Source organism: Paenibacillus riograndensis SBR5 (genome assembly GCF_000981585.1).
Taxonomy (GTDB): Bacteria; Bacillota; Bacilli; order Paenibacillales; family Paenibacillaceae; genus Paenibacillus_AQ; species Paenibacillus_AQ riograndensis.
The window spans coordinates 7,304,110-7,325,084 of record NZ_LN831776.1; the positions used below are offsets into that span (position 1 = coordinate 7,304,110).

The window sequence follows — 20,975 nt, forward strand, 5'->3', positions numbered from 1 at the left end:
GTTAGCCATGTCAATTTTCATTTTTTTAAACTCTGACAACGAATAACTGCAAATCTCGCTGCCGCCGTCTGTGGTGCGGAACAACCTTTTCATCAAACTAGGCGACCATCTTTTGTAAGCAGAATATCAAGTTCAATACCTGTCAAACCATCAATTCCTGCAGCCTTACCAAAAGAAAGAAGTTTATTCTCAGGATACATCTGACTACATCCTCTATGCGCCCATATTTTGATACTATCTGTTCTCCTGTAAGAACCTTTCCATAATCTCCGCTATTGCAATTGAATCTTTGCTTGTCAGCTTGAATTCACTTTCGGTATTGCCGTTTATCATAGAAAGAAAATCATTGATCTCATATCTTAATCCGTCACCAAGAAACCTGTCGGAGTATTTTTCAACATCGTTTTGATTTTCGTAGTGAACCTCAAAATAGGTTGTTTTCCACCATGGTGAATCCACTTTAATATATCCTTTAGTTCCTGATATGATAAGCTGGCCCTCAGATTTTACTCCAAGACCGCAAGTAGCAGTCCCAAGACCGTTGGGATATCTGAAATATGCCTTTGTGAAAATATCAAGTCCATTTTTATCTTTTATTAAGTCAAACCGTATATCTTCATACTCAGTGCCAAAGATCTTAATAATAGGAAGAATTGTGTAGCTTCCAAGCTCAGTGAAGCTGCCGCCGAATTTTAAATCAGTCAGTTCACGGCTTGCAGGATTTTCAAGTTTCGTAAAGCAAGCCTCAACATTACGTATACTGCCAATCATTCCGCTACATGCGATTCCCATCAGCTTGCTGAAACCTGGGCAATAAGCTGTTTTAATTCCTTCAAAAAGCACCAAATTATGCTCCTTTGCATATCCGAAAAGCTCTTCTGCCTGTGTTTTTTCCAAAACCATAGGTTTTTCACAGAGAACATGCTTTCCATGCTCAAGCGACATTTTGATGTACTTGTAATGCGTTTCGTGCGGTGACGCAATGTAAACCGCATCAACCGCAGCAAAGAAATCTCCAATATCGGTATAGGGATTAATCTGCCATTTCTCGGCAAACCTTATGGCGCTTTCTGCATTCGGATTATATATGCCCTGTGTATTTATACCGCTAACAAGCTTCACTTCCGGTATAAACCTCTCCGCAATACGTCCTGTTCCGATAATTCCAATTCTCTGAATATGCTTATTTTTAATGCGAAGCATTGTGCTGGAAATATCCTTAGTTCTTTCAAGATATACAACCTTACAATAATCGTTAAGGTAATCAAACTGACCGGTCCAGTCTGAACCGACAGTAAAAATATCAATTTGATATTTTTTAATATCTCGGAATTTCTGTCCCTGTGACTCTTCAATAATAATTTCATCGGCAAAACCAGTTTTTCGAACATTTTCAACTCGAGTCATCAATGAATCTATTACATTAAGTTTTCCTCTAGTCTGGTCATATCCCTCGGTGGTAACTCCAACAATAAGATAATCGCCAAGTTCTTTGGCTCTTTGAAGCAGTCTGTAATGACCTTCATGGAACAAATCGAATGTACCGTATGTTATTACTTTAGTCATACAGATAGCCCCCTAATTTTCATTCAGATGCCCTCTTATAAATTTATGGACCTTTTCACCGCATGTTCCGTCATTATTAGCAGCAATTTCTCCATAAGCCGCAATCTGATTTTCCTTATTAAAGGCATTTCCCGTGATATTTTCCTCAAGGAAATCAGAGAGTGTATTAAACGCACTTTCTTCGCAGCAATACTGCAACCATTCGGAATTCTTTTTATACCCCGGCTCGTTTGCCTTTAACTCATTGACGTTAAATTCAATATTGATTTCTTCATATTTACTGTTTTCCAAATCAACATTGTATAGCTTTCTGTCGTAAAGTGAAAATATATTATAAGATTTATTATCTTCATCTGCCGGATTAACGAACCAGCTCTTACACCATGAAGAATAATATCCGTTCTTTATATTATCCGAAATATCAAACGGGGGTTGCCATTCACTAGCTTCACCTGTAATTCTATTAAGCTTAATGAACATATTCGACCAGTATGGAGCTAAATAGACATAGTCTCCATAAAAAGCAGGATAGCTAAAAGGCCGTTCCATACATTCAAAGCCAAAATTAATATGTCTGCATTTCAGATTGTCAGGAAAATTTGAATATTCATGGACTTCACCACTTTCAGAATTCCAGCATGTAACAATAGTTCCCGAAAAAGGCATAGACCATAAATTACTACCGTCAGAATTCAACGTCATACAGCCTCCGGCATTATTTCCGCCTGTGGTCAGTACCTGTTCTTTTCCACTTTCGGCTTCAATTGCCAACACACGGTTATCTATAGGAGAGGCAATAAACAGATATTCGTTCTGAACACAATATCCGCCCACTAGACGTTCACCATTTCTCATGCCGATTATAACATCGAGATTAGCTTCGAAATATCTGATTTCTTCATTTACGGTATTGTATCTAACTATAGCGGGATAATAAAGTGGTATCAGGAAAATGTATTTCCCGCAGCTTACTGCTCCTGCAAATGAGCCAGGACGTTCAATATGCTTTTTCAACCTGATACGTTTGCTAATTTGGTTCTCTACAAGAACGACTATATCCTGTGCACTTCTTGGGCAGATGTATGTTTTATTCCCAACCGTAAGCGCATATAAATAATAATCTCCATAAGCATGATCGGACAAATCGCACAGGTACTGGTACTTATAATTGTTATCCGGAGAATAATAGAGTTTATTCCCGCGTGTGATCAACCATTTATCATCAGAGTACAAATTGAATCCTCTAGTAATCATTTCGCCGCGCCAGTCGTCTTCAACAGGTTCCGTATTAATATTATTATCCAAAATAAATATCGGCTTTCCTGCAATACCGAAAAGAGAAACAACAGAAGTACCCGAATCACCAATGTAAGCGTCACAAAGCGCGATGGTATTTGCAACATCTGGTGTGTCATCATAAATGCCGATATCATTTTCAATGAAAAATCTTTTTATTTTAGAATAAATCTGTTGAAATTCCGGTCTCATGGAATCAAGTGTAGATTCAAGCAATGGATGCGGTCTCCACAGCAGGCACACATCGTCATGGGCCGCAAATACACTAAATACATATTGCATTTTTTTCAAAAACACTTGAGTATTACTCAATAAACCGTTTATACTTGTGTTGTAAAAATAAACCTTTTTACCTGTCATTTTTGCTTTCCAAGCAGCAGGCGGCTCTGGCGGATTATTGCATATTCTCACAACCCTATCAAACTTTGGTGAACCCAATGGAAGTAGTTTTTTTGAAAAGCTCGAATCAAAAAATCCACGATATTTCTCCGCTTGTGTAATAATATAATCTGCATGATAATATGCAGAACAACTCTTTTGCCCCTCACTCATACCACCGGAAGTAGAATAATAAGGAATATAAACCAGCGTATCTGTATACTTTTTTAATTCATGGGAGTAAAACCTCGGATCAACAGAAGTAACTGTGTTGTAGATGTCATACGGATTATGAATATAGATAACATCCGGTCTGCGAATACTTATGTCGTAGGATTCATAATGAGTAACCGGAACATAATCAGGCAGATCTCCGCCCTCATAATGAAATTCACCGAATGAACCATCAGGTTTTCGGTCGTAGTATGGTATAGGTACAACATAAGCATCGCATTGTGCATCTTCGTTTGCTGCCATCCATACGCTTTCAAGCGAGTCCCACATTGAAGCCTTATAAGGGAAAAATACAACCTCGATTTTTTTGGGCTTGAGCTCATTTCTAATGCTGTTTTCAATCATCCTAAGTTCTTTTTTTAGTTGCTTAATGAAGCTCACATGGATGGTTTCAATTTCCATGGCAATATTATAGAGGCTCGTGTGGTATTCGGTTAACAATTCAACCGTTCGTGTATCTTCGCCTTCAAAATTCTCTATAAACTCACCCATATGAATCGCCGCATCTTGGCAGTCTCTCAATAGGTTGATTACAGTCGGGATATTATTTTTGGAAAATTGCCGATTGATTTCATCAGTCGCCTCATACAGTGTTGTTACTAATTTCTGAATTTGTTCTTGTTGGTGCTTCCTCATCAAACTCCCGCCCCTGTATGAATGTAATATTTCTATGTCATACTCTAGTACCTCGGATATATACATAAAGTTTACTATTATATGGCTTATATCGGTTACAAGCTTCTATTAATGAAGTGTCAGGGGAAAATTGCCGATTCAGAGCATTTTGGAGGACGGTGAACGGTATGCGCCCTGCGTTTGGCCCTTTCTTTACTCTAACAGAACGAATGATAGTTCTCGCATCACCCCTTAAACGATGAGTTCTTCCTTGCTCATATCATCCTTACATCCACAATCTTCCGTATCTATTTTTCTAGTATGCCTAAGGAAAGCGTACATTTACAGCAGAGTTCAAGGAACAGATGGTAAAGCTATATGTGAATGGAAAATCAAGAACGAGCATTGTGCGGAAATACGATATGAATGAGTCGGCCATAAGATCATAGGCATATCTTAAAGCTGTCTTAATAGCTTCCAACAAGACAAGTCCCTTATTCTTAGCTAACTGGTAAAGCTTATCAGCCTGGGCAGTCTGCAGGACCAGAGTTTCTCACATGAAACATACTTGCCCTGTTCCAATGCTTTTCGTAAAATTTCAATTCGAACTGTTCTGCATACTTTCTGGCACTGTCAACACGGTTGTAAACCTCCTCAAAATTGGATCCGCTTACATATTTGACTTATGGTACAAACCGCACCGCAATTCTTCCACACCCGATAACTTTGAGCCTGAATACTATAATCCTGGAGGAAACTCAAGATATTCTCCAAATTTAAAAGTTATATAACCATCGTAATCCTTGGCAGCCGGGAAGTAATGACCCTAAAAATCTATGTCTGCCAGGTCTACGTACCACTTTCTGTAATAACCGTAGTATCCATTATTCGGAGTAGGGAAGGTTAAAATGCTGTATCAGTTGCATCTGCCTTAGGTCTTCAGGAGGCATTGCTCTATACTCCATCACCATAGTTTTACCTCACTTCTATTTAAACACCATATTATCACCCAGATATTATTTTCGACAATCATTTCAGTATATAAATTCGACATAAAAATACAAAAACCTTATATTTATGATTAATCGTTACATTCAACTAAATCCCCCTAACGGATGAATAAGGCTGCTCACCTGGAGTTGGGCCTAACACTTTTAGTTTCCAACTCGGCTATCGTAGGATAAGTCTGGTGTAAAAATTGTTTTCCGACACCAATGGGCGATCGGTCGATCCTGATGGTGACGATAAATACTAGCCTTGAAAGGAATTCGATCTAAGTATGGAGAAAGTCAATGACTTTATGAATTGGTACGATAATCAGCAGTCCAGCACAGAAACGGTATCCTATGCAATTAATAAACATGCCAACAACCCGTCAGGCACATGCCTGGTGGGTTGTTTTATATATGCTCTAAACTCAAATCCCTCCCGGATGAACCGGACTCCTGCTATCTTGAATAGAGTCTGGGGATAGTCCCATTTCTAGCTCTTCCTCCTTCCATGGCTCCTAGTAGATCCCATTTATGTTTGTTATCCTATCAAAAAAGACGCATCCACTGGATACGTCTTAGAGTAATATTATACTAAGCTTTTTTTGCATTATTAAAAAAGTTATGAACAAATGAAATACCACCATACTCGGGGAATTGCAAGTTAAACTTATCTATAAAGTATTGCTTTTGTTCCCTAGCTGCATGCTGTATTAATAAGTAATATAAATGTTTGGCTTTAGGCTGCTTATCTATCGCTTCATTAAGGAACTCAACGGCATCAGAGTAGTAGCCTTGATTCGCATGATATAACCCAAGGTTTACTAGACTATTAAAATCCAGCTCCTTCTGGGACAATAATATACTATAGTAATTCATGGCCATGTCGGTTAAGTTTAAGGTGTAAAAATAATTCGCCAGTTGGTTAATTATACCAGGTGATTTGCAAAGCTGAATAAATTGATCAAATTTCTCAAACTCTTTGATTAGAAATAGCTGCTTGCTAACTAAAAACAATGAACTGGAATAATGTTTTAATAATCCTTCTTCCACAGATGAATTTTCAAAAAACAGCTTCTCCACAATTGAAGTCAACTGAGTGATATCATCATGATCCAAGATTCGCGTGATTTCATGAAGTCTTTGAAGGGAATTCCACTTAAGAGCACCCACAACCATCTGCACCCAAATCTGAAGTTTCCAATCCACGTCATTATTCACTTCAGGAATTGGAAGGGACATCCATTCTTCTTTTTTATCTGTTAAAATTACATAGCGAAACTGATCCAGAATATTAATATTATCCAACGTAGTCAGGTATTTCTCGTAATAATTAACCAACTCAGCCTGACCTAATACCAGCGATATTTTAAATAAAAGATTACATTCTGCTTCATTTCTCACATCATATATTTTATCTAGAAATCCTATTATTGCAGCAGGTTCTTCATTCTGACACAGCCATTCCACCAATTTTAATAACACTTTTGGATTTCTGTTATTTTTATTCAAGAGCTTGGACAACCAATATATAGCCTGCTGATTATCATTTAAACGAAAATAAATATCTACGAGCTGCTGCACCGGTGTCTCGAAACTGTACATCGGATCAACAAGCCAAATCTCTTGATTTCTTTTTGCTCTTTGTTCTGCGGTGTTAATTGCCTGTAAGTAAGATGCTATTGCATCGTCAAAAAAACCCAAGGTCTCAAAATGAACTCCCTTAATGGTATGATATTCTGAAAAATCCTTATATTTATATAATTCTTTTTCAGTCCAGCGCCATGAGGAGTCCAAGCGACCATTCTTAAAGTACAAGCTTATAAGTCCCATCAAACAATGCGAGTACCATGCCTCTTTAGCCGTTGCACCTTTTGCTGCGCGTTCATAACATTGAAGCGCCTCCTCATCCTCCTTTCCAAAGCGATATTGGTTACCAAGTGTAAACCAATCGTACGCGCTCAGTTTGTTAGCCTTCTTCATTTCATTAAAGATCGACATGTTCCGTTCATGCTTGCTCTTTTCTGTTACGCGTTGAATCTGATACCCTGTATGATAAATCTCAAGAGAAATTTTTTTATGCAATAACTTCTCTTTACCGCCCCTTGTTAATTGTTCGTGAATAGGACGTTCAAAGTGTATTCCTTTAAAGTTTGGAAACAGACGTGTTACTGGGGCTGTCGTCATTTCCTCCTGATAATCTTTTTCCCCGGTAAAATTAATGACTGGCAGTGTATAGGCAAGTTGGGCCTGCGGCTTCTCCTTTTGGAGAAATTCGATCCATTTCGAATGATCATTTGAACCCAAATATTCATCCGCATCAAGTACTAAAATCCACTTTCCAGCAGCATGACGAAGCGATTCATTTCGGGCAGCAGCAAAATCATTGGACCATACGTAATCATAGATCTTTGCACCGAAGTTTTCCGCAATCTGTTTGGTTCTATCAGTTGATCCGGTATCAACGATAATAATCTCGTCAGCAATTCCTTTCACACTTTCCAAGCAGCGTGACAAAAGAGCTTCTTCATCCTTCACGATCATACAAACACTAAGTTGCGTCATAAAAATAATCAGCCCTTTAAGTTAATTCTTTTGGTCAAAAAACAAACTATTTGCTGCGTACTGTGAGGTATATGCATTTTTTTGAACTTTAATGGCCCCTTGTTTTTCCAACCAGTCGCTGGCATTCTGTCTATAGTACTCCATCTTGGAAAGAATTATCTTATCAAATTCACTTAATTTCCGCAACCGGAGCTTATATTCAGTTGTAAGCAACCCTTTTTGAGATTCAATTGAAAAAACAAGCTGCTCTCTTTGTTCAGAGAAGGCAGCAAGTTGTTCATACCCTATTTGATCAATTGAGCGAACGATCTCTGCAGTCAGCAATTCCAACTCATTGATATACTTCCCCAGCGTACTCATTGGGCTTGTTCCGCAGTTGAATTCACTAATTTACTGGCTTCATACCATGCTTCACGTAATTCCATCATATACTCAAGCACCTCAGTGGCGGGTTTCTTATCTTTCTTGAGATTTGACTGAATTAATTGAAAAATCATATATTCATAGACTTGATACAAACTTTTGGAAACGGGATAATCATGGTTTAGCGCTGCTATTAGCTCATTAATTACTGCCTGGGCTTTACATAAATTCGTATTAGCTTTTTCGTAATTTTTCTCGTCAATACCGGAGGTTCCCATGCGAATAAATCGAATGGCACCATCATAAAGCATCAACAGAAGTTGCGCCGGAGATGCTGTCTGTAATTGAGTCTGTTGATATTTTTGATAGGGTGAAGTAATCAAAGAAACTCCTCCTTGTTGGATTAAGATAACATACTCGTCAAACTTGAAGAAGTGCTGTTATACTTGTTCATAGCGGTTTCCATAGCAGTAAACTGTTTATAATACTGAGTTTCCTTCATAGTAAGCCTTTTATTTAAATCTTCAATTTTCCTTTCAAAATCCCTTAATTGATCGCCCATTTGACTGGATACCATAAAAGCAGTGGTTAAATCACTACTCACCTGCGAAGTCCCTGCTTTTTCATACATAGACGATAGAGCAACATTATCGATTTTTTTCAGACGGTTAAACAGACCATCTTTAGAAGTAAAATCTGTTTTAGTTGAATAGTCGGTTTGTCCAAATAGAGCAGAGACTTTCTCAGGATCAGCATCCAGAGCAGCACGTAACTTTTTTTCGTCCAGAACCAGTTTTCCATTTTCACTGTATTTCCCTGTTGTAATACCTATTTGTGTCATATTAATTTTGGATCCATCTGGAAGCACAACATCCGTTATCATAGCCGATCTCATGTCACTGAGTGATTTGTCAATAATGGAGTCATTTCTGAGCATACCACTTTTTGCTTTGGTCTCCCATAGTTTGATCTCATCCTCTTTCATATCTGCCTTTTGCTCTGTGCTTAAAGGCAAAAATTTCCTGAAACGTTCCTCAGAGGTTTTTTGGTTAAGAGTGGCTATTGTCGCGTTATAAGATTCCACAAAGGATTTAATCGTTTCGACCATCTTATCTACGTCCTGGGATACTTGGATCTGAGATGTTTCTCCAGCAGGTGTAGCGCCCTTCAAGGAGATGTCCACACCATTGATCGTGAAGTTATTGGATGACTGCTTTGTGGTTAACCCATTAATCTCAACAACAGCGTCCATCCCTTTGTTGACCGTAGTCATTCCAAGACTAGTTAGCAAATCACCTGATAATGTTATATTCTTTTCCCCTGTCTCCCTATTGGTAAAAGACATTTTACCAGAAGCAGTGTCATACACCGCAGTAACACCCGTATTTTTATCGTTATTGATTTTCTTGACAAGTGAATCAATGGTTTCATCAGCCGAAAAATTAATTGTTGCTGTACCAATGGTAATACTACCCGCTCCATTAGAGTAAACCTCGGATATTTTCGTTGCATTAGCTACCCCGTTAGTGGATACGACGGAAGAAGCCGTTGCCAGATTGGAAACCTTAATATTCAAAACTGAGTTGGTTGCCGCCCCGGTAGCTGTAGCAGTTACGTTGGAAGCTCCTGTAACAGTAGCTTTTTTAGAGTTAATAGAATCGGTTCTACCAAAGGTAGTGAGTTTGTCGTTAAAACCAACCAAGGTCGTACTTATTGTACGGTAACCTTCTCTTTTCCACTCCAACTGCTGTTTTTGCTGATTCAGCTTATCCAAAGGAACTCTGGCTGCCGTCATTAATTTTTTTACCATTGAATCAATATCCATACCTGATGCCAATCCGCCAATTCTCATATTAACCTCCTGATTTTATGCCTTTTCGTCCACAATTAGTCCGCTTAACTCCATCATATTTGCAGCTACATCTAGTAACTTTTCTGGTGGAATTTCCCGTATTAAATCACCTGTTTGCTTATCAAACACCTTAACCATTATGGAATGTGTCTGTTCATGAATAGATATTTTAAATGTTTTCTCCGGTCCTTGCACTGCCCGAATTGCCTTCTCTAACTGTTGAATCAGTTGATCTCTTTCAACAGGCAAACTTGCTGTCTCTATAGCCAGTTCACTGCTTTTTAATGAGGTATCATTTTCACTGCCGCCCTTCGTTGGAAACACAACTCCCTGTACTGCAGCAGGAGTATTACTGGGTACGATTTTGTTGCTCAAAGAATATACCTCCCCACATGTATTGAGCATCCATCTAGTAATTCAAGTTCGTTACTTTATATATCGGATTATAAGAAGTGAATATGTAGTCGGAGAGTATAAGAAAAAAAGAAAAGAGGCCTTGAAATTCAAGGCCTCTTCCCAAAAAACTATGAAGATTAACGAAGTACAGACAGGATACCTTGTGGAGCGGAGTTTGCTTGTGCCAACATAGATTGCGAAGCTTGCAGCAAGATGTTGTTCTTGGACAGAGCAACCATTTCCTTAGCCATATCTGTATCACGAATACGGGATTCTGCAGCAGACAAGTTCTCTACAGTAGTACCAATATTGTTGGACGTGTATTCTAGACGGTTTTGCACAGCCCCCAGTTTAGCACGTTCAGAGGAAACACTCTTGATTGCTACTTCTACATTAGCAAGAGATGTAGCCGAACTCAAATTTCTGAAGTCGGTTGTTGTGATACTACCAATCGCAATAGTACTTGTAGCTTTATCATTGACAGTAATATTTGCACCCGCTGTGATGCTGATACCGTTAAAGGTAGTTTTCGTCATGATTTCGTCGATTTGATCACCCAATTGATCCAACTCTTTATCAATGTTAGCTTTATCGTTCGTGCTGTAAGTTCCGCTTGCTTTTTGAACATTCAGTTCCTTCATACGAGTCAGCATCGAGGATACTTCGTTCATTGCACCTTCAGCTGTTTGTACGAACGAGATACCGTCTTGAGCATTACGTTGTGCTTGCTCGAGACCACGGATTTGACCGCGCATCGATTCGGAGATGGACAAACCAGCTGCATCGTCAGCTGCACGGTTGATGCGCAGACCGGAAGACAATTTCTCCATGTTTTTGCTTGTAGCAGTTGTGTTCAGACCCATGTTACGGTGTGTGTTTAATGCCGGAATATTATGATTGATAATCATTTGATATTTCCTCCCTGAAATTATATTGTTCCCACATCCATGTGGTTAGCGTCTTCACAGGTCGGCCGCCCTGAAGAATTACCGCTCTAAAGTATATATCGACCTTCTACTTGATATTGTTAATAGTAGACTTCATATTTTTTCTTGAATTCAAAACTTTTTTTCTTGAAACCTATGCATAATTTATTGAGTCCTAAGTCTCACTTTTTTTCACCGTTCATCCCCAGCATCGCCTTTTGAATAGCCTCAAGATCCAAAACAGCACTCTGATTGTTTTGCTGAATGGCATCAAAGATCTCTTTCCGATAAATATCAATATCCTTTGGTGCTGAGATTCCAATCTTTACGACATCTCCCTCAACAGCAAGGACGGTAACCACAATATCATTCTGAATCACAATGGATTCACCCTTTTTCCGGCTTAGAACCAGCATCAGGAATCACCGCCTTCATCAGTCTTTGGGGAATCTGTCCATAAGGGATGTTTGGTTGTGTACGTAGTGTTCTGAAGCACAATTTGTTTGCCTTTACGGTCTACTGTGTTAAAAATGAGTGGAGCCAGCAGATTGACCGATACCTTCGAACGATCACTGTGCCAGGTGACTATACAGCGTACAGAAACTTGTTTCTCATCCTTCACTCCTAGCTCGTGAATGGTATCCTCCGGCAGAATAAATTCATAATCCGGAACAAAATCAAATGGATTAACTGTAATGAAGGTTACCTCCGGCTGGTCTGCTGCACTCAGCAAACTAAATATATCATTGTGTTCCTTCAGTGAAAATTCTTTTAACTGTTCGAATCCGGGCAAGCCTTTAGAAAAGAAATATGCCGGTGCATTGGTTTCTAAAGTGATCTCTTGAGGTACACGATCTTGGGTCATTTGTCTCATCCTCCTAGGAATACTAGCAAAAGAAGCTATGGACTTCGTGTCCATAGCTTCTCATTTCGATTTCAAAGAATCAAGGCTTATCTCATAAAATCCATCAACGAGGGCTGCAATATCGAAGCAGAGGACTTTAGAGCAGCTTCATAAATAGTCTGTGCTGTGGTAGATTTAATCATTACTTCAGCAATATCCGCATCTTCAATCTTAGCCTGCAGCGTCGTCAGATTCAAATCCCGTTCATTCAAACGGCCCTGCACCAGTTCAACACGGTTAGTGCGGGCGCCTACTTCAGATAGCGCTGCTTGCATTTTAGTAGACCTGGATTCAATTTTGCCAGCTTGCGCTGCAATACCTGTGTAGTTTTCACTACCTAATGCCGAAATCAGATCATCCATTACTTTATAGATATTATCACTGTCTGTGGATGCACCAAAAAATTCACTGCCCGTTGTGTTCACCTGAAATGTCGACTGATCTCCAATCGCGTATTTCACTGCTCCGGAATCTGTATCAATCTGAGCGAAGTTGGTAACCGTGCCTGATAACTCATATGGAGGTTTGTCAAAATTTTGCCCATTAAAAATATATTTCCCTCTAATTTGGGCATTTCCAATATTACCCAACTGGTCTTTGAGTTGTTCCACTTCCAGTTTGATTGCATCCAACCCGGACTTCGGGACGGTTGAACTTGAAGCCTGAACAGTCAGTTCCTTTAGACGTTTCATTACATCTGTGGCCTGCTGCATTGTGCTGTCGGTGAAATCTAGCCAGCTAACAGCAGCATCAGCATTTGTCTGAAACTGCTCATTGGAAGCTAGTTCTGCTCTATAACGCAGTGAATAGGTCACACCCACCGGGTTATCAGAGGGCTTATTGATTTTACGTCCGGTGGAGGCCTGATCGGCCAAGTCACTTCTAACACTGTTATTTCTGTTCAGATTACTGAGCGTCTGCATGCTCATCATCCCTTGGGTCACCCGAATAGACATTCATATACCTCCCTCCATAGATTAGAGACCTACGCGTCCTGTTCCGTTAATTAGTTTATTTAGAAGCTCGTCAAATGTGGTCATAAATCTGGAAGCTGCGCTGTAAGCATGCTGAAATTTAATCAGATCAGTCATTTCCTCATCCAGTGATACACCACTAACTGAAGCTCTGTTCAATTCCACTTGCTCTGTCAGCTGTTCGGCATTTTTCGCCTGGCGTTCGGCTTCCTGCGTCTGAACACCTAGTTGTCCTACTATAGAGGCGAAATAATCATCCATGGTGCCTGGTGCGGACAAGGCAGATCCAAAATCAAATTTGGCTGTCTTAAGCCCTGCCATAATCAGGGCCATATCGTTATTTCCGATAACAACCTTCTCGTTGGTGGTGCCAACTCCGGTGACACGCATGGAAGTGGAGATTTTGTTAGGGTCAGCTGCAATTAACGGATTGAGCGTAATATTGCCCGCTGTAATTGCTCCGCTATCCTTGGTAGTGAAGAGTGCTAGTCCTTTCTCCGGTGTTGCGCCGCTAACAGTGTAACCCAATTGCAGCAATCCATTAATTCCTTTGACGGTTACTTTGGTGTCCGCTGTTATGGTCCGGTTATTATTCGCATTCGAATATGTAACAGGTGTGCCATTGGCTCCGGTATTTAGGACAGTTCCTTCCGGTAAAACTGTTCCGGCAGGCAAAGTAATTTCGATGTCGCCATTAGCAAGTGTATTGGCAAGTTGGTTCATCTGATTCTTATAATCGGTTACGTATTTATCTCGGGACATAAACATACCATAGACTTCTCCGCCGGTAAGTGTCCCTCCGTCGTATGCGGCCTTTAGTCCATCCGCCGTTACTGCGGTTACCTGATCACCAGTCACAACCAATTGACCGCTCAAAGTCACTTGGTAGCCGTCACTGAGCTGGGTAACCTGAACATTGGCCAGCTTGGAGAGCTTGTCGATGGCCAAGTCCCGTTGGTCCCGGAGATCGTTAGGATTATCCCCCAGGCCTTCCAGCTTAGTAATGTTGTTATTAAGATCTGCTACTGTCTGTAATAGCGAGTTGATCTCTGTAGTTTTTAGAGAAATATTGCTGGTCAGGTCAGTGGTCAAAGCATCCAATTGCGTGCTGACTTGATTCATAGCATCTGTAAGCGCCTTTGTTGTTTCTTTGACGATTTTGCGGTTGGTAATATTCTCGGGATCCTGACTCAAGTCAGACCAGGCATTCCAGAAATTATCCAGAACCTTGCGGATACCGGTATCTGAGGGTTCATTCACAATAGATTCAAGCTTCTTCAAGGTGTCGAATCTGACATCCCAGCTGCCTGAATTTGAGCTTTCATTGCGGTATTGGTCATCCAGAAAACTCTGTCTCACCCGTTCAATCGACGTGAAATCGACCCCAGTGCCCATTTGTCCGGCTGCTGTAGAGCGCAAGAAACCATAGGCTTCCATAGGAAGAGAGGCTTGCATCTTCACGACTTGTCTTGAATATCCTTCTGTATTGACATTAGCAATGTTATGTCCTGCCGTGTTTAGTGCAGCCGTCTGGGTGTTCAGGCTTCGCTTGGCGGTTTCTATACTATGGAATGTTGAGGTCATTTTTTACTCCTCCAAAATTAGGCCCGAGAATCAAAAAGTCCGGAGCGTTGCACTCCAGCTGTTTTTCCCGCCGGGTGATGATAAGTAGCTTCTGTCTCAGAATAATAAGACATGCTTTCAATAGAAAAGTCTATATAGGAGAGCGCCTGTTCAAGAAGCTGTTGATTCAGCGTATTAGCTTCCTTCAGCCGCTGCAATGTGCCGGATAGCTTACGCTGCATATGGAATAACTGCTGTTTCTCTTCAGGGTCAAATACAAGCCTGGACAACTCAGTCAGGTTCAAATTCAGGTTGGAACGTATCCCCACTCCCTGCAAAAAGGCATATGCCGCTTGCATACGTTCTTCCTCCAACTGCTCGATCAGCTTCATGTGTTTAGACTCTTTATTAAGAAGTTGAATAAGATAATCTACTTGATTTGTCTTAATAGCGTCTTTCTTAACAGCGGCTAGATCCAGCATTTGCAAATGCGCTTCGTCCAGCCGCTCGAGTACTTCCAGCAAGGTTGTCAATGTCATGGATGGATTCACCTAATTCTCGGAGGATTGCTTAAAGTAGGGGGCGAGTGAGGCTGCGAGTTTGGCTGCGTCAACTTGGTAGGTACCTGCGGAAACTTGCTGTTTCAAGCTTTCTATTCTGCTGGCGCGTTCAGCGTCAACTTCCCCGCTCTTCTGTGCCTGCAGCAGCTTTATCGCTTCATCAGAGATCGAAACCTCATCCTTGCGTGTGCTTTTCTTCAGTTGTTCCTGTCTTTGCGTTTCCGCGTTGCGTTGATACGGGTTAATCGCATTAATACGTCCGGTCTCGTTAATTTTCATAACTTCCACCTTCCTTCTGGTATAAAAAAGCCGATAATCTTTACTAAGTTTATCGGCCATCTTTGAAACATTTTTTATAGCTGCAAGCGTTTTTTTACAGATTTAATTATTCGCGGAGCTTGTCTACGGCCCGATATGCGCCTTCCCCTAGCTTTTTAGGGGTATCGGTTGGAGCAATTTCTTTGGCTGCATTCGAAAGATCTTTACGCAACCGGCTGCGGCAGCTGTCACACATATGGCCTTCCCGGATCAAGGTTCCGCAGACTTCACACGGATACATCATATTCGGCGCATTCGCTATAGAAATCCGGCCTTCACGAATAAAACGGGTGATTTCCTTAATCGGAATCTCCGTTGCATCGGACAGTTCCTGAATGTTGGTGCCTCTGTTTTCACGCAAATAATTTACACAGATTTCATATTGATGCTCCAAATCCTTAACACAAGGCTGGCACAGCTCCATGATGTTTTTGACGTATAACCGGCCGCACCGCGGGCAATTATCCAGATTCATTTTCAGCAGCGGCTCCCTTCCATACATTTTGTGCTGCGTATAAATATCTTATGCTCCTAGATTACATGATTGCTGAGGCTTCGTCTATGATTAGTATCGGTTATATATACGTTATGTTTATATCAGTTTTACAAAAATATACTAAATACCTATGGAGAATACTCTTGATTTAAGATCGGGCCCAGGTCAAGCTGTAGATTTCCGCAGAACAGCCAAAGCTGCCGGCCAATCCTGCAATGGTTTCCGCACAGGCACGGATCGTACTTCCTGTCGTGTAGATATCATCGACAATAATGATCTGCAAAGGCAGAGCCCCTCTCCCTTGTCCGGATACTTCAAGCCAATGGGCAAACTGTGAGTCAACTGCCGGGTCCGGATTGACTGCAAAAGCATGCTTCATATCCGCCAGCCGTTCGGCCCGGCTTTTGAAGCTCTGTTTGCCGGTATGATGGGTGCGGACCAGCAGCGGCAGCTGCGGAACCCCTCTGCGCCGGGACAAGACGTCCGCAAGCCGCTCCGCCTGATTGAATCCGCGTTCAGCAAGCCGGGAATCACTGACGGGAACCGGAACCAGCAGATCGGCTTGCCATAAGCGGGTGCGTTTGCTTTTGAACGCAGGAATTAATGGATGTCGTTGCTTAGAACCTCCATCGCGCGGCATCTGCCCCCGTTCTGCTTGGAGGATCGTATAGGCCTGATCCAGCATCAGACCAAGCAAGGGGCCCAGCCGCTCATTGCCGCGATATTTATACTGCCCCAGGATTTCACGCATACCACTGGTGTAGGCCACTGCACTGCGGTTGCAGACAATGGGAACCGGGTCGCTGCTGCGGCTGCAATCGGGACAACCTACATGGCGGCCGCACTTGGGGCAACGCGGATGGCGGATCCAGGGGATTGAAGTTTGACAGCTCTTGCAGACTCCCGGAAGCTCTGAGGAAATCCCACTTTTTTTACCGCAGATGAGGCAGTCCGAAGCGGACGGAGCCAGCAAAGACTGGGTTATCTTCAACCATCTACTCATTAAGTTCATCTTCTTTCTTCCTTATCTAAGTACCCCTGTCTCCGGGCAATCGTATTCATAGTCCGGATTTGCGCGACCGCGCCCCGTTGTGATTTTGTCCATTGCGGAGAAAGAAAAACAACGGTTCCTGCAGGATCTTCTTTGGAGCGCCCGGCTCTTCCGGCCATCTGCACCAGTGAAGCTTCGTCAAAGAGGCTGCTGTCCGCATCCAGAATCAACACATCGCTGCGGGGAACGGTAACTCCCCTTTCAAGTATGGTGGTGGTGACGAGAAGCGAGATTGAACGGCTGCGGAAAGCCGCAACCTTCTCCGTTCTTGCCGGGTCCTGTGATGAGGTGCCCTCCATGGCGGCTCCGGAAAAGCTCTGGCGGAGAAGGGCCAACAATCTTTCAATGTGGGCTATCCGCGACACAAAGAGAAAGATTTGGGCCTCACGGGCGAAGGATTTGCGAAGTGCCTGCAGCAGCTTTGCGGGCAAAGCCCCACGCTGCAAGGATATCTGGAGCGGAGGCACTTCCAAATGCTGCGGCACCGGCAATGGATGCCCGTGGAAGCGGACAGGCACCCTGGCATGCGGCAGCTTGCCGGAACGGGCCAAACGCTGCAGCTCTTCCGGCGGTGTAGCCGACAGATAGATGAATGATCCGCCCGGTTTGCAGGCATGCTCCGCCGCAAATGCCAGCATGGGATCATTATGATAAGGATAGGCGTCAAGCTCGTCGATGATGACGAGGTCAAAGCTCTGGTGGAAGCGCAGCAGCTGATGAGTGGTGGCCAGGGTCAGCTGGCCAGGGATCCAGCGGTCTGCGCTGCCGCCATACAGCACGGCGAGTGTCTCCGCCGGGAATGCCCGTGCGAGCCGCGGCGCCAGCTCCAGCACGACGTCGCGCCGCGGCGTTGCGACGAGTGCGCGGCCTCCGGCGGCGAGCACCGCCTCCAGGAGCGGGAACGTGATCTCCGTTTTCCCCGCTCCCGTAACGGCCCAGAGCAGGAACCGCTCTGGGCTGGATGCGGCGGAGCGCTGCCGCGGCTCCGCCAGGAACCCCAGCGCAGCGCCGGCGGCTCCCGCCTGCGCTGCGCTTAGCCCCCACCGGCGTGCCGCCACGGTGGGGGAACCCCCGGCCGTGCACTGCACGGCCGGAGAGGACGCGCTGCGCAGCAGCAGCGCGCAAGCCCGGCTGCGCCCGAGTGCGAGGCAGGCCTCGCAATAGGCGCAGCCCGCAAGGCCGCACGCGGCGCAGGCCGTGCGGCCCGTGGCAGCGCTGCCGCAGCGCAGGCAGCGCTGCTCCGCGCGGCGGGCGGTGGCCGCGCCGCGCCGGGGCAGGCGCAGCTGCGGCAGGCGGAGCGCCGCAGCGTGCAAGAAGCGGCCAGCGAGGGCAGGAAGCCGGCCACCGCCTGCGCTGCGAAGCGCAGGCGTTTTACCCACAGCGGCCTCCAATCTCAGCCGCCCCTGCAGTTGGGCAAGCTGAGCTGCTGCACGCCACTGTCCCGCCAGTCCGGGAAGCCGTTCCGCAAGGAGTGCTTCCACTTCAGGCTCCAGCAGCGAGCGTCCCTCCAGCACTTTCACCATTAGTTCTGCTGCAGCTCCAAGATCCAGGTTTCTTCCGCCTGCTACAGCGTCTATCGCCAGTCTGTACTTTTCTGCCTCCATATACGCCTTCCTATGTTGTACAGCGGTAACCTCCGCTGCATTAACCAACGTACAGACAGAAACCTCTTGATATAATCTCTCCTCGCACCAGCTTCCACCTGCATCCCGTTCTCCGGCGATCTCTCCCTTAAGAACCTCTGTCATATATTTCCTCCAGTCTTCTACCTGCCATTGCCGCCCGGCTCGGGTTGAACTCCAGCTCTCTCTCAGCTTCACAGCCCAACCCAGGGGAAGCGCGGAAGAGAGAATCACCAGCTTGTCCGCAGTCCTGGTATTCCAGCCCTCCCGTTTTTCTCCTGTCCCGCTCCACCATAATCTGTCTACATCCATGTCGAGTGAAACCCGAATCTCCCATTCCCCACTAAGCTCTACTGCGTATACTGCTGCCTGCAATCGTTCCACCTCCTAAAATTTTGCTATCCTAATTTCTTTGAATCAGCTTGGGCAAACCAGCACCGAATACCAAACTTAAGTTGCATCATCTTCCTGAAGTGGCCGTTCCACAGCTTTTCTCTTGTTCTTCCGGCTGAACCATAACTAAGAATACAATCGCACTAATGGATAGGTAAGGGATTATGCCTACACGCCCGCATATGTTGTGCAATATGCAAAATCTGTGTCAATTCGGTGTGCTCAAGTAACATATTGTTGTACAATTCACAAGATTTTTATTAATTTGGCGTACTCAGGACACAGATTGTTGTAGAACATACAGGATGTTCGCCAATTTGGACTGCTTAAGACATACATTGTTGTATACCATGCAAGATTTTTGATGATTAACGGCAGCCAGGAGAACCCAGGCTTATTTGTGCCGGATTTCTTAGCTTTTTACATTTTTTGAAATGTACATTTTCCCAAAATAACAAAAAAGCACACTCCCCCAAATTTGGAGAGTGTGCTTCACCCGTTTCCTGCATTACTTGCATATGATATGATTATTCGCCTCGCTTTGATCTGCATCCCTTGCTCCACGGCATCTGCAGAAAAGGCAGCGGAACAGCTTGCCCCGGCTCTCTTAAATCCACTATAATGCCTGGCTGAAGCTTGCGGTCTGATTCCAAAAAGCCGATAGAAGCAGCCGGGGCAAATTCCAGTGCAGAACCGCCCAGGGCAAGCCGTAAGGCTACATCCATCGTCGCATCACTCGACCCGTCATCCATTAAGGTTACCCGAAGCCTCTTTCCGCTCAGCAAAGCATGGAAGGTCAGCGCCCGGATATACCACTCCACCACATATTCATGATTACGGGTGATCAGAATGTAATGAAGCCGTTTGCCAGACTGGCCCCGCTCCCCTTTGTGCAGAATATGAACCAGCAATACCGCAATAGCATAGATGGCCGCAATCCATATTAACTGGGCTACCATGGAGATACACCTCCTCTTATACCGACACTATATGCCGATGATAAAAGGTCGGTGACTGCCCAGAGCAGACCCGCGCCTGCCTTCCTGCCTCACAATATACGGTTTCATCCATTCAGCCTGTACGTATACAGGGGGCTGCCTTTCATCCTTACAGATACAACAACAATACTCTGACTGCAGCAGGGCAGCTGCAATCATTATATGTAATATTCAAAAACCAGCGGCGGATTAGAGGGTTACCCACCCATATTTAATCGAATTAATGACAGCCTGCGTACGATCGTCAACCTCCATTTTTTGCAGGATGCTGCTAACATGGTTTTTGACGGTTTTTTCGCTGATAAAGAGGTATTCCCCAATCATCTTATTGCTCTTGCCCTCCGCCATCAGCCGCAGTACTTCCGCTTCACGCCGGGTCAGGGGATTGTTGTCGCCAGCGACAAATTTGACGCCAGCCTCTTTAACCGCAGTTTCTGCAATAGCTCCTGTCTCATTGAGGTACGTCATGCGGCGCAGCTGGTTAATCAGCTTCCCGGTGACCTTCGGATGAATGAAGGCATGTCCTTCACAGACAGAACGGATAGCATTGATCAGCGATTCCGCCTCCATATCCTTCAGCAGATATCCATTGGCCCCCTTGCGCAGTGTTTCAAACACATAGCTCTCATCATCATGAATCGATAAAATGATCACTTTGACATCAGGGAACATTTCCCGCAGCTTTTGCGTGGCTTCCACACCATTTTCAATCGGCATGTTGATATCCATCAGTACGATATCCGGTTTGTTTTCATTACAGAATTCAAGCACCTGGATACCGTCACCGCATTCCCCAATAACCTCAATATCTTCCTCCATATTTAAAATCCGCTTAAGCCCCTCACGAAACAACTGATGATCGTCGGCCAAAAGAACTTTGATGGGCGACTTGCCAATACTCTGGTTTTCCATCACA

19 protein-coding genes and 2 pseudogenes are annotated in these 20,975 nt (G+C 43.8%); all 21 read right to left on the reverse strand.

Features of this window, described 5'->3' with window-relative positions; all coding sequences use genetic code 11:
* Window positions 1-95 precede the first annotated feature (95 nt).
* A pseudogene (locus tag PRIO_RS36485) lies at window positions 96-233 on the reverse strand (glycerophosphodiester phosphodiesterase family protein); the annotation flags it as partial.
* 1 nt (window position 234) lies between these two features.
* A complete protein-coding gene (locus PRIO_RS30880) occupies window positions 235-1,203 on the reverse strand; it encodes a Gfo/Idh/MocA family protein (RefSeq protein WP_407944509.1) in 969 nt (322 codons plus the stop codon).
* Window positions 1,195-1,566 (reverse strand): annotated as a pseudogene (locus PRIO_RS37560) (adenylyltransferase/cytidyltransferase family protein); the annotation flags it as partial. The gene PRIO_RS30880 and the pseudogene PRIO_RS37560, both read right to left, overlap by 9 nt.
* Before the next feature lie 12 nt (window positions 1,567-1,578).
* Window positions 1,579-4,110: a hypothetical protein gene (locus PRIO_RS34250; RefSeq protein WP_052741547.1), complete on the reverse strand. Its 2,532-nt coding sequence runs from the start codon at window positions 4,108-4,110 to the stop codon at window positions 1,579-1,581.
* Between the two features lie 1,562 nt (window positions 4,111-5,672).
* Entirely contained in the window at window positions 5,673-7,622 is a 1,950-nt protein-coding gene (locus PRIO_RS30890) for a tetratricopeptide repeat-containing glycosyltransferase family 2 protein (protein WP_231869781.1), read from the reverse strand.
* A 42-nt stretch (window positions 7,623-7,664) separates the two neighbouring features.
* Window positions 7,665-8,003, reverse strand: a complete 339-nt coding sequence (locus PRIO_RS30895) for a hypothetical protein (protein WP_020432308.1) — start codon at window positions 8,001-8,003, stop codon at window positions 7,665-7,667.
* Entirely contained in the window at window positions 8,000-8,389 is a 390-nt protein-coding gene (gene fliS, locus PRIO_RS30900) for a flagellar export chaperone FliS (RefSeq protein WP_046505957.1), read from the reverse strand. The genes PRIO_RS30895 and fliS overlap by 4 nt, the downstream gene beginning before the upstream one ends.
* 20 nt (window positions 8,390-8,409) lie before the next feature.
* Entirely contained in the window at window positions 8,410-9,858 is a 1,449-nt protein-coding gene (gene fliD, locus PRIO_RS30905) for a flagellar filament capping protein FliD (RefSeq protein ID WP_046505960.1), read from the reverse strand.
* 15 nt (window positions 9,859-9,873) lie between these two features.
* Window positions 9,874-10,233: a flagellar protein FlaG gene (locus PRIO_RS30910; RefSeq protein WP_020432301.1), complete on the reverse strand. Its 360-nt coding sequence runs from the start codon at window positions 10,231-10,233 to the stop codon at window positions 9,874-9,876.
* Between the two features lie 158 nt (window positions 10,234-10,391).
* Window positions 10,392-11,162 (reverse strand): flagellin N-terminal helical domain-containing protein, encoded by a 771-nt coding sequence (locus tag PRIO_RS30915; RefSeq protein ID WP_020432300.1) that lies wholly within the window; start codon window positions 11,160-11,162, stop codon window positions 10,392-10,394.
* Between the two features lie 200 nt (window positions 11,163-11,362).
* Window positions 11,363-11,596 (reverse strand): carbon storage regulator CsrA, encoded by a 234-nt coding sequence (gene csrA / locus PRIO_RS30920; protein WP_020432297.1) that lies wholly within the window; start codon window positions 11,594-11,596, stop codon window positions 11,363-11,365.
* Window positions 11,596-12,045 carry a flagellar assembly protein FliW gene (locus PRIO_RS30925; protein WP_020432295.1) on the reverse strand — a complete coding sequence of 150 codons (450 nt, stop codon included), beginning with the start codon at window positions 12,043-12,045 and terminating at the stop codon, window positions 11,596-11,598. Before PRIO_RS30925 ends, csrA begins: the two co-directional genes overlap by 1 nt.
* A gap of 86 nt (window positions 12,046-12,131) precedes the next feature.
* Window positions 12,132-13,040: a flagellar hook-associated protein FlgL gene (gene flgL / locus PRIO_RS30930; RefSeq protein ID WP_020432293.1), complete on the reverse strand. Its 909-nt coding sequence runs from the start codon at window positions 13,038-13,040 to the stop codon at window positions 12,132-12,134.
* Window positions 13,041-13,061: 21 nt separating this feature from the next.
* Complete coding sequence (gene flgK / locus PRIO_RS30935; protein WP_020432291.1) at window positions 13,062-14,642, reverse strand: flagellar hook-associated protein FlgK; 1,581 nt, start codon at window positions 14,640-14,642, stop codon at window positions 13,062-13,064.
* Window positions 14,643-14,659: 17 nt separating this feature from the next.
* Window positions 14,660-15,160 carry a flagellar protein FlgN gene (locus PRIO_RS30940; protein ID WP_020432289.1) on the reverse strand — a complete coding sequence of 167 codons (501 nt, stop codon included), beginning with the start codon at window positions 15,158-15,160 and terminating at the stop codon, window positions 14,660-14,662.
* A gap of 12 nt (window positions 15,161-15,172) precedes the next feature.
* Entirely contained in the window at window positions 15,173-15,460 is a 288-nt protein-coding gene (flgM, locus tag PRIO_RS30945) for a flagellar biosynthesis anti-sigma factor FlgM (protein WP_020432287.1), read from the reverse strand.
* A 106-nt stretch (window positions 15,461-15,566) separates the two neighbouring features.
* Complete coding sequence (locus PRIO_RS30950) at window positions 15,567-15,974, reverse strand: TIGR03826 family flagellar region protein (RefSeq protein ID WP_039790719.1); 408 nt, start codon at window positions 15,972-15,974, stop codon at window positions 15,567-15,569.
* 169 nt (window positions 15,975-16,143) lie between these two features.
* Window positions 16,144-16,998, reverse strand: a complete 855-nt coding sequence (locus tag PRIO_RS30955) for a ComFC family protein (RefSeq protein WP_081487303.1) — start codon at window positions 16,996-16,998, stop codon at window positions 16,144-16,146.
* Between the two features lie 5 nt (window positions 16,999-17,003).
* Window positions 17,004-19,043: an ATP-dependent helicase ComFA gene (locus PRIO_RS30960; protein WP_046505969.1), complete on the reverse strand. Its 2,040-nt coding sequence runs from the start codon at window positions 19,041-19,043 to the stop codon at window positions 17,004-17,006.
* 545 nt (window positions 19,044-19,588) lie between these two features.
* Window positions 19,589-20,020, reverse strand: coding sequence for a glycosyltransferase family A protein (locus PRIO_RS30965; protein WP_020428494.1), 432 nt, complete (start codon window positions 20,018-20,020; stop codon window positions 19,589-19,591).
* A gap of 228 nt (window positions 20,021-20,248) precedes the next feature.
* Window positions 20,249-20,971, reverse strand: a complete 723-nt coding sequence (locus PRIO_RS30970) for a response regulator (protein ID WP_020428493.1) — start codon at window positions 20,969-20,971, stop codon at window positions 20,249-20,251.
* Between the last annotated feature and the right edge of the window lie 4 nt (window positions 20,972-20,975).

Coding starts and splice junctions, on each gene's coding strand:
- PRIO_RS30880 (WP_407944509.1), bottom strand. CDS start 1,203: ATGCTTCGCATTAAAAATAAGCATATTCAGAGAATTGGAATTATCGGA.
- PRIO_RS34250 (WP_052741547.1), bottom strand. CDS start 4,110: ATGAGGAAGCACCAACAAGAACAAATTCAGAAATTAGTAACAACACTG.
- PRIO_RS30890 (WP_231869781.1), bottom strand. CDS start 7,622: ATGATCGTGAAGGATGAAGAAGCTCTTTTGTCACGCTGCTTGGAAAGT.
- PRIO_RS30895 (WP_020432308.1), bottom strand. CDS start 8,003: ATGAGTACGCTGGGGAAGTATATCAATGAGTTGGAATTGCTGACTGCA.
- fliD (WP_046505960.1), bottom strand. CDS start 9,858: ATGAGAATTGGCGGATTGGCATCAGGTATGGATATTGATTCAATGGTA.
- PRIO_RS30915 (WP_020432300.1), bottom strand. CDS start 11,162: ATGATTATCAATCATAATATTCCGGCATTAAACACACACCGTAACATG.
- csrA (WP_020432297.1), bottom strand. CDS start 11,596: ATGCTGGTTCTAAGCCGGAAAAAGGGTGAATCCATTGTGATTCAGAAT.
- PRIO_RS30925 (WP_020432295.1), bottom strand. CDS start 12,045: ATGACCCAAGATCGTGTACCTCAAGAGATCACTTTAGAAACCAATGCA.
- flgL (WP_020432293.1), bottom strand. CDS start 13,040: ATGTCTATTCGGGTGACCCAAGGGATGATGAGCATGCAGACGCTCAGT.
- flgK (WP_020432291.1), bottom strand. CDS start 14,642: ATGACCTCAACATTCCATAGTATAGAAACCGCCAAGCGAAGCCTGAAC.
- PRIO_RS30940 (WP_020432289.1), bottom strand. CDS start 15,160: ATGACATTGACAACCTTGCTGGAAGTACTCGAGCGGCTGGACGAAGCG.
- flgM (WP_020432287.1), bottom strand. CDS start 15,460: ATGAAAATTAACGAGACCGGACGTATTAATGCGATTAACCCGTATCAA.
- PRIO_RS30950 (WP_039790719.1), bottom strand. CDS start 15,974: ATGAATCTGGATAATTGCCCGCGGTGCGGCCGGTTATACGTCAAAAAC.
- PRIO_RS30955 (WP_081487303.1), bottom strand. CDS start 16,998: ATGAGTAGATGGTTGAAGATAACCCAGTCTTTGCTGGCTCCGTCCGCT.
- PRIO_RS30965 (WP_020428494.1), bottom strand. CDS start 20,020: ATGGTAGCCCAGTTAATATGGATTGCGGCCATCTATGCTATTGCGGTA.
- PRIO_RS30970 (WP_020428493.1), bottom strand. CDS start 20,971: ATGGAAAACCAGAGTATTGGCAAGTCGCCCATCAAAGTTCTTTTGGCC.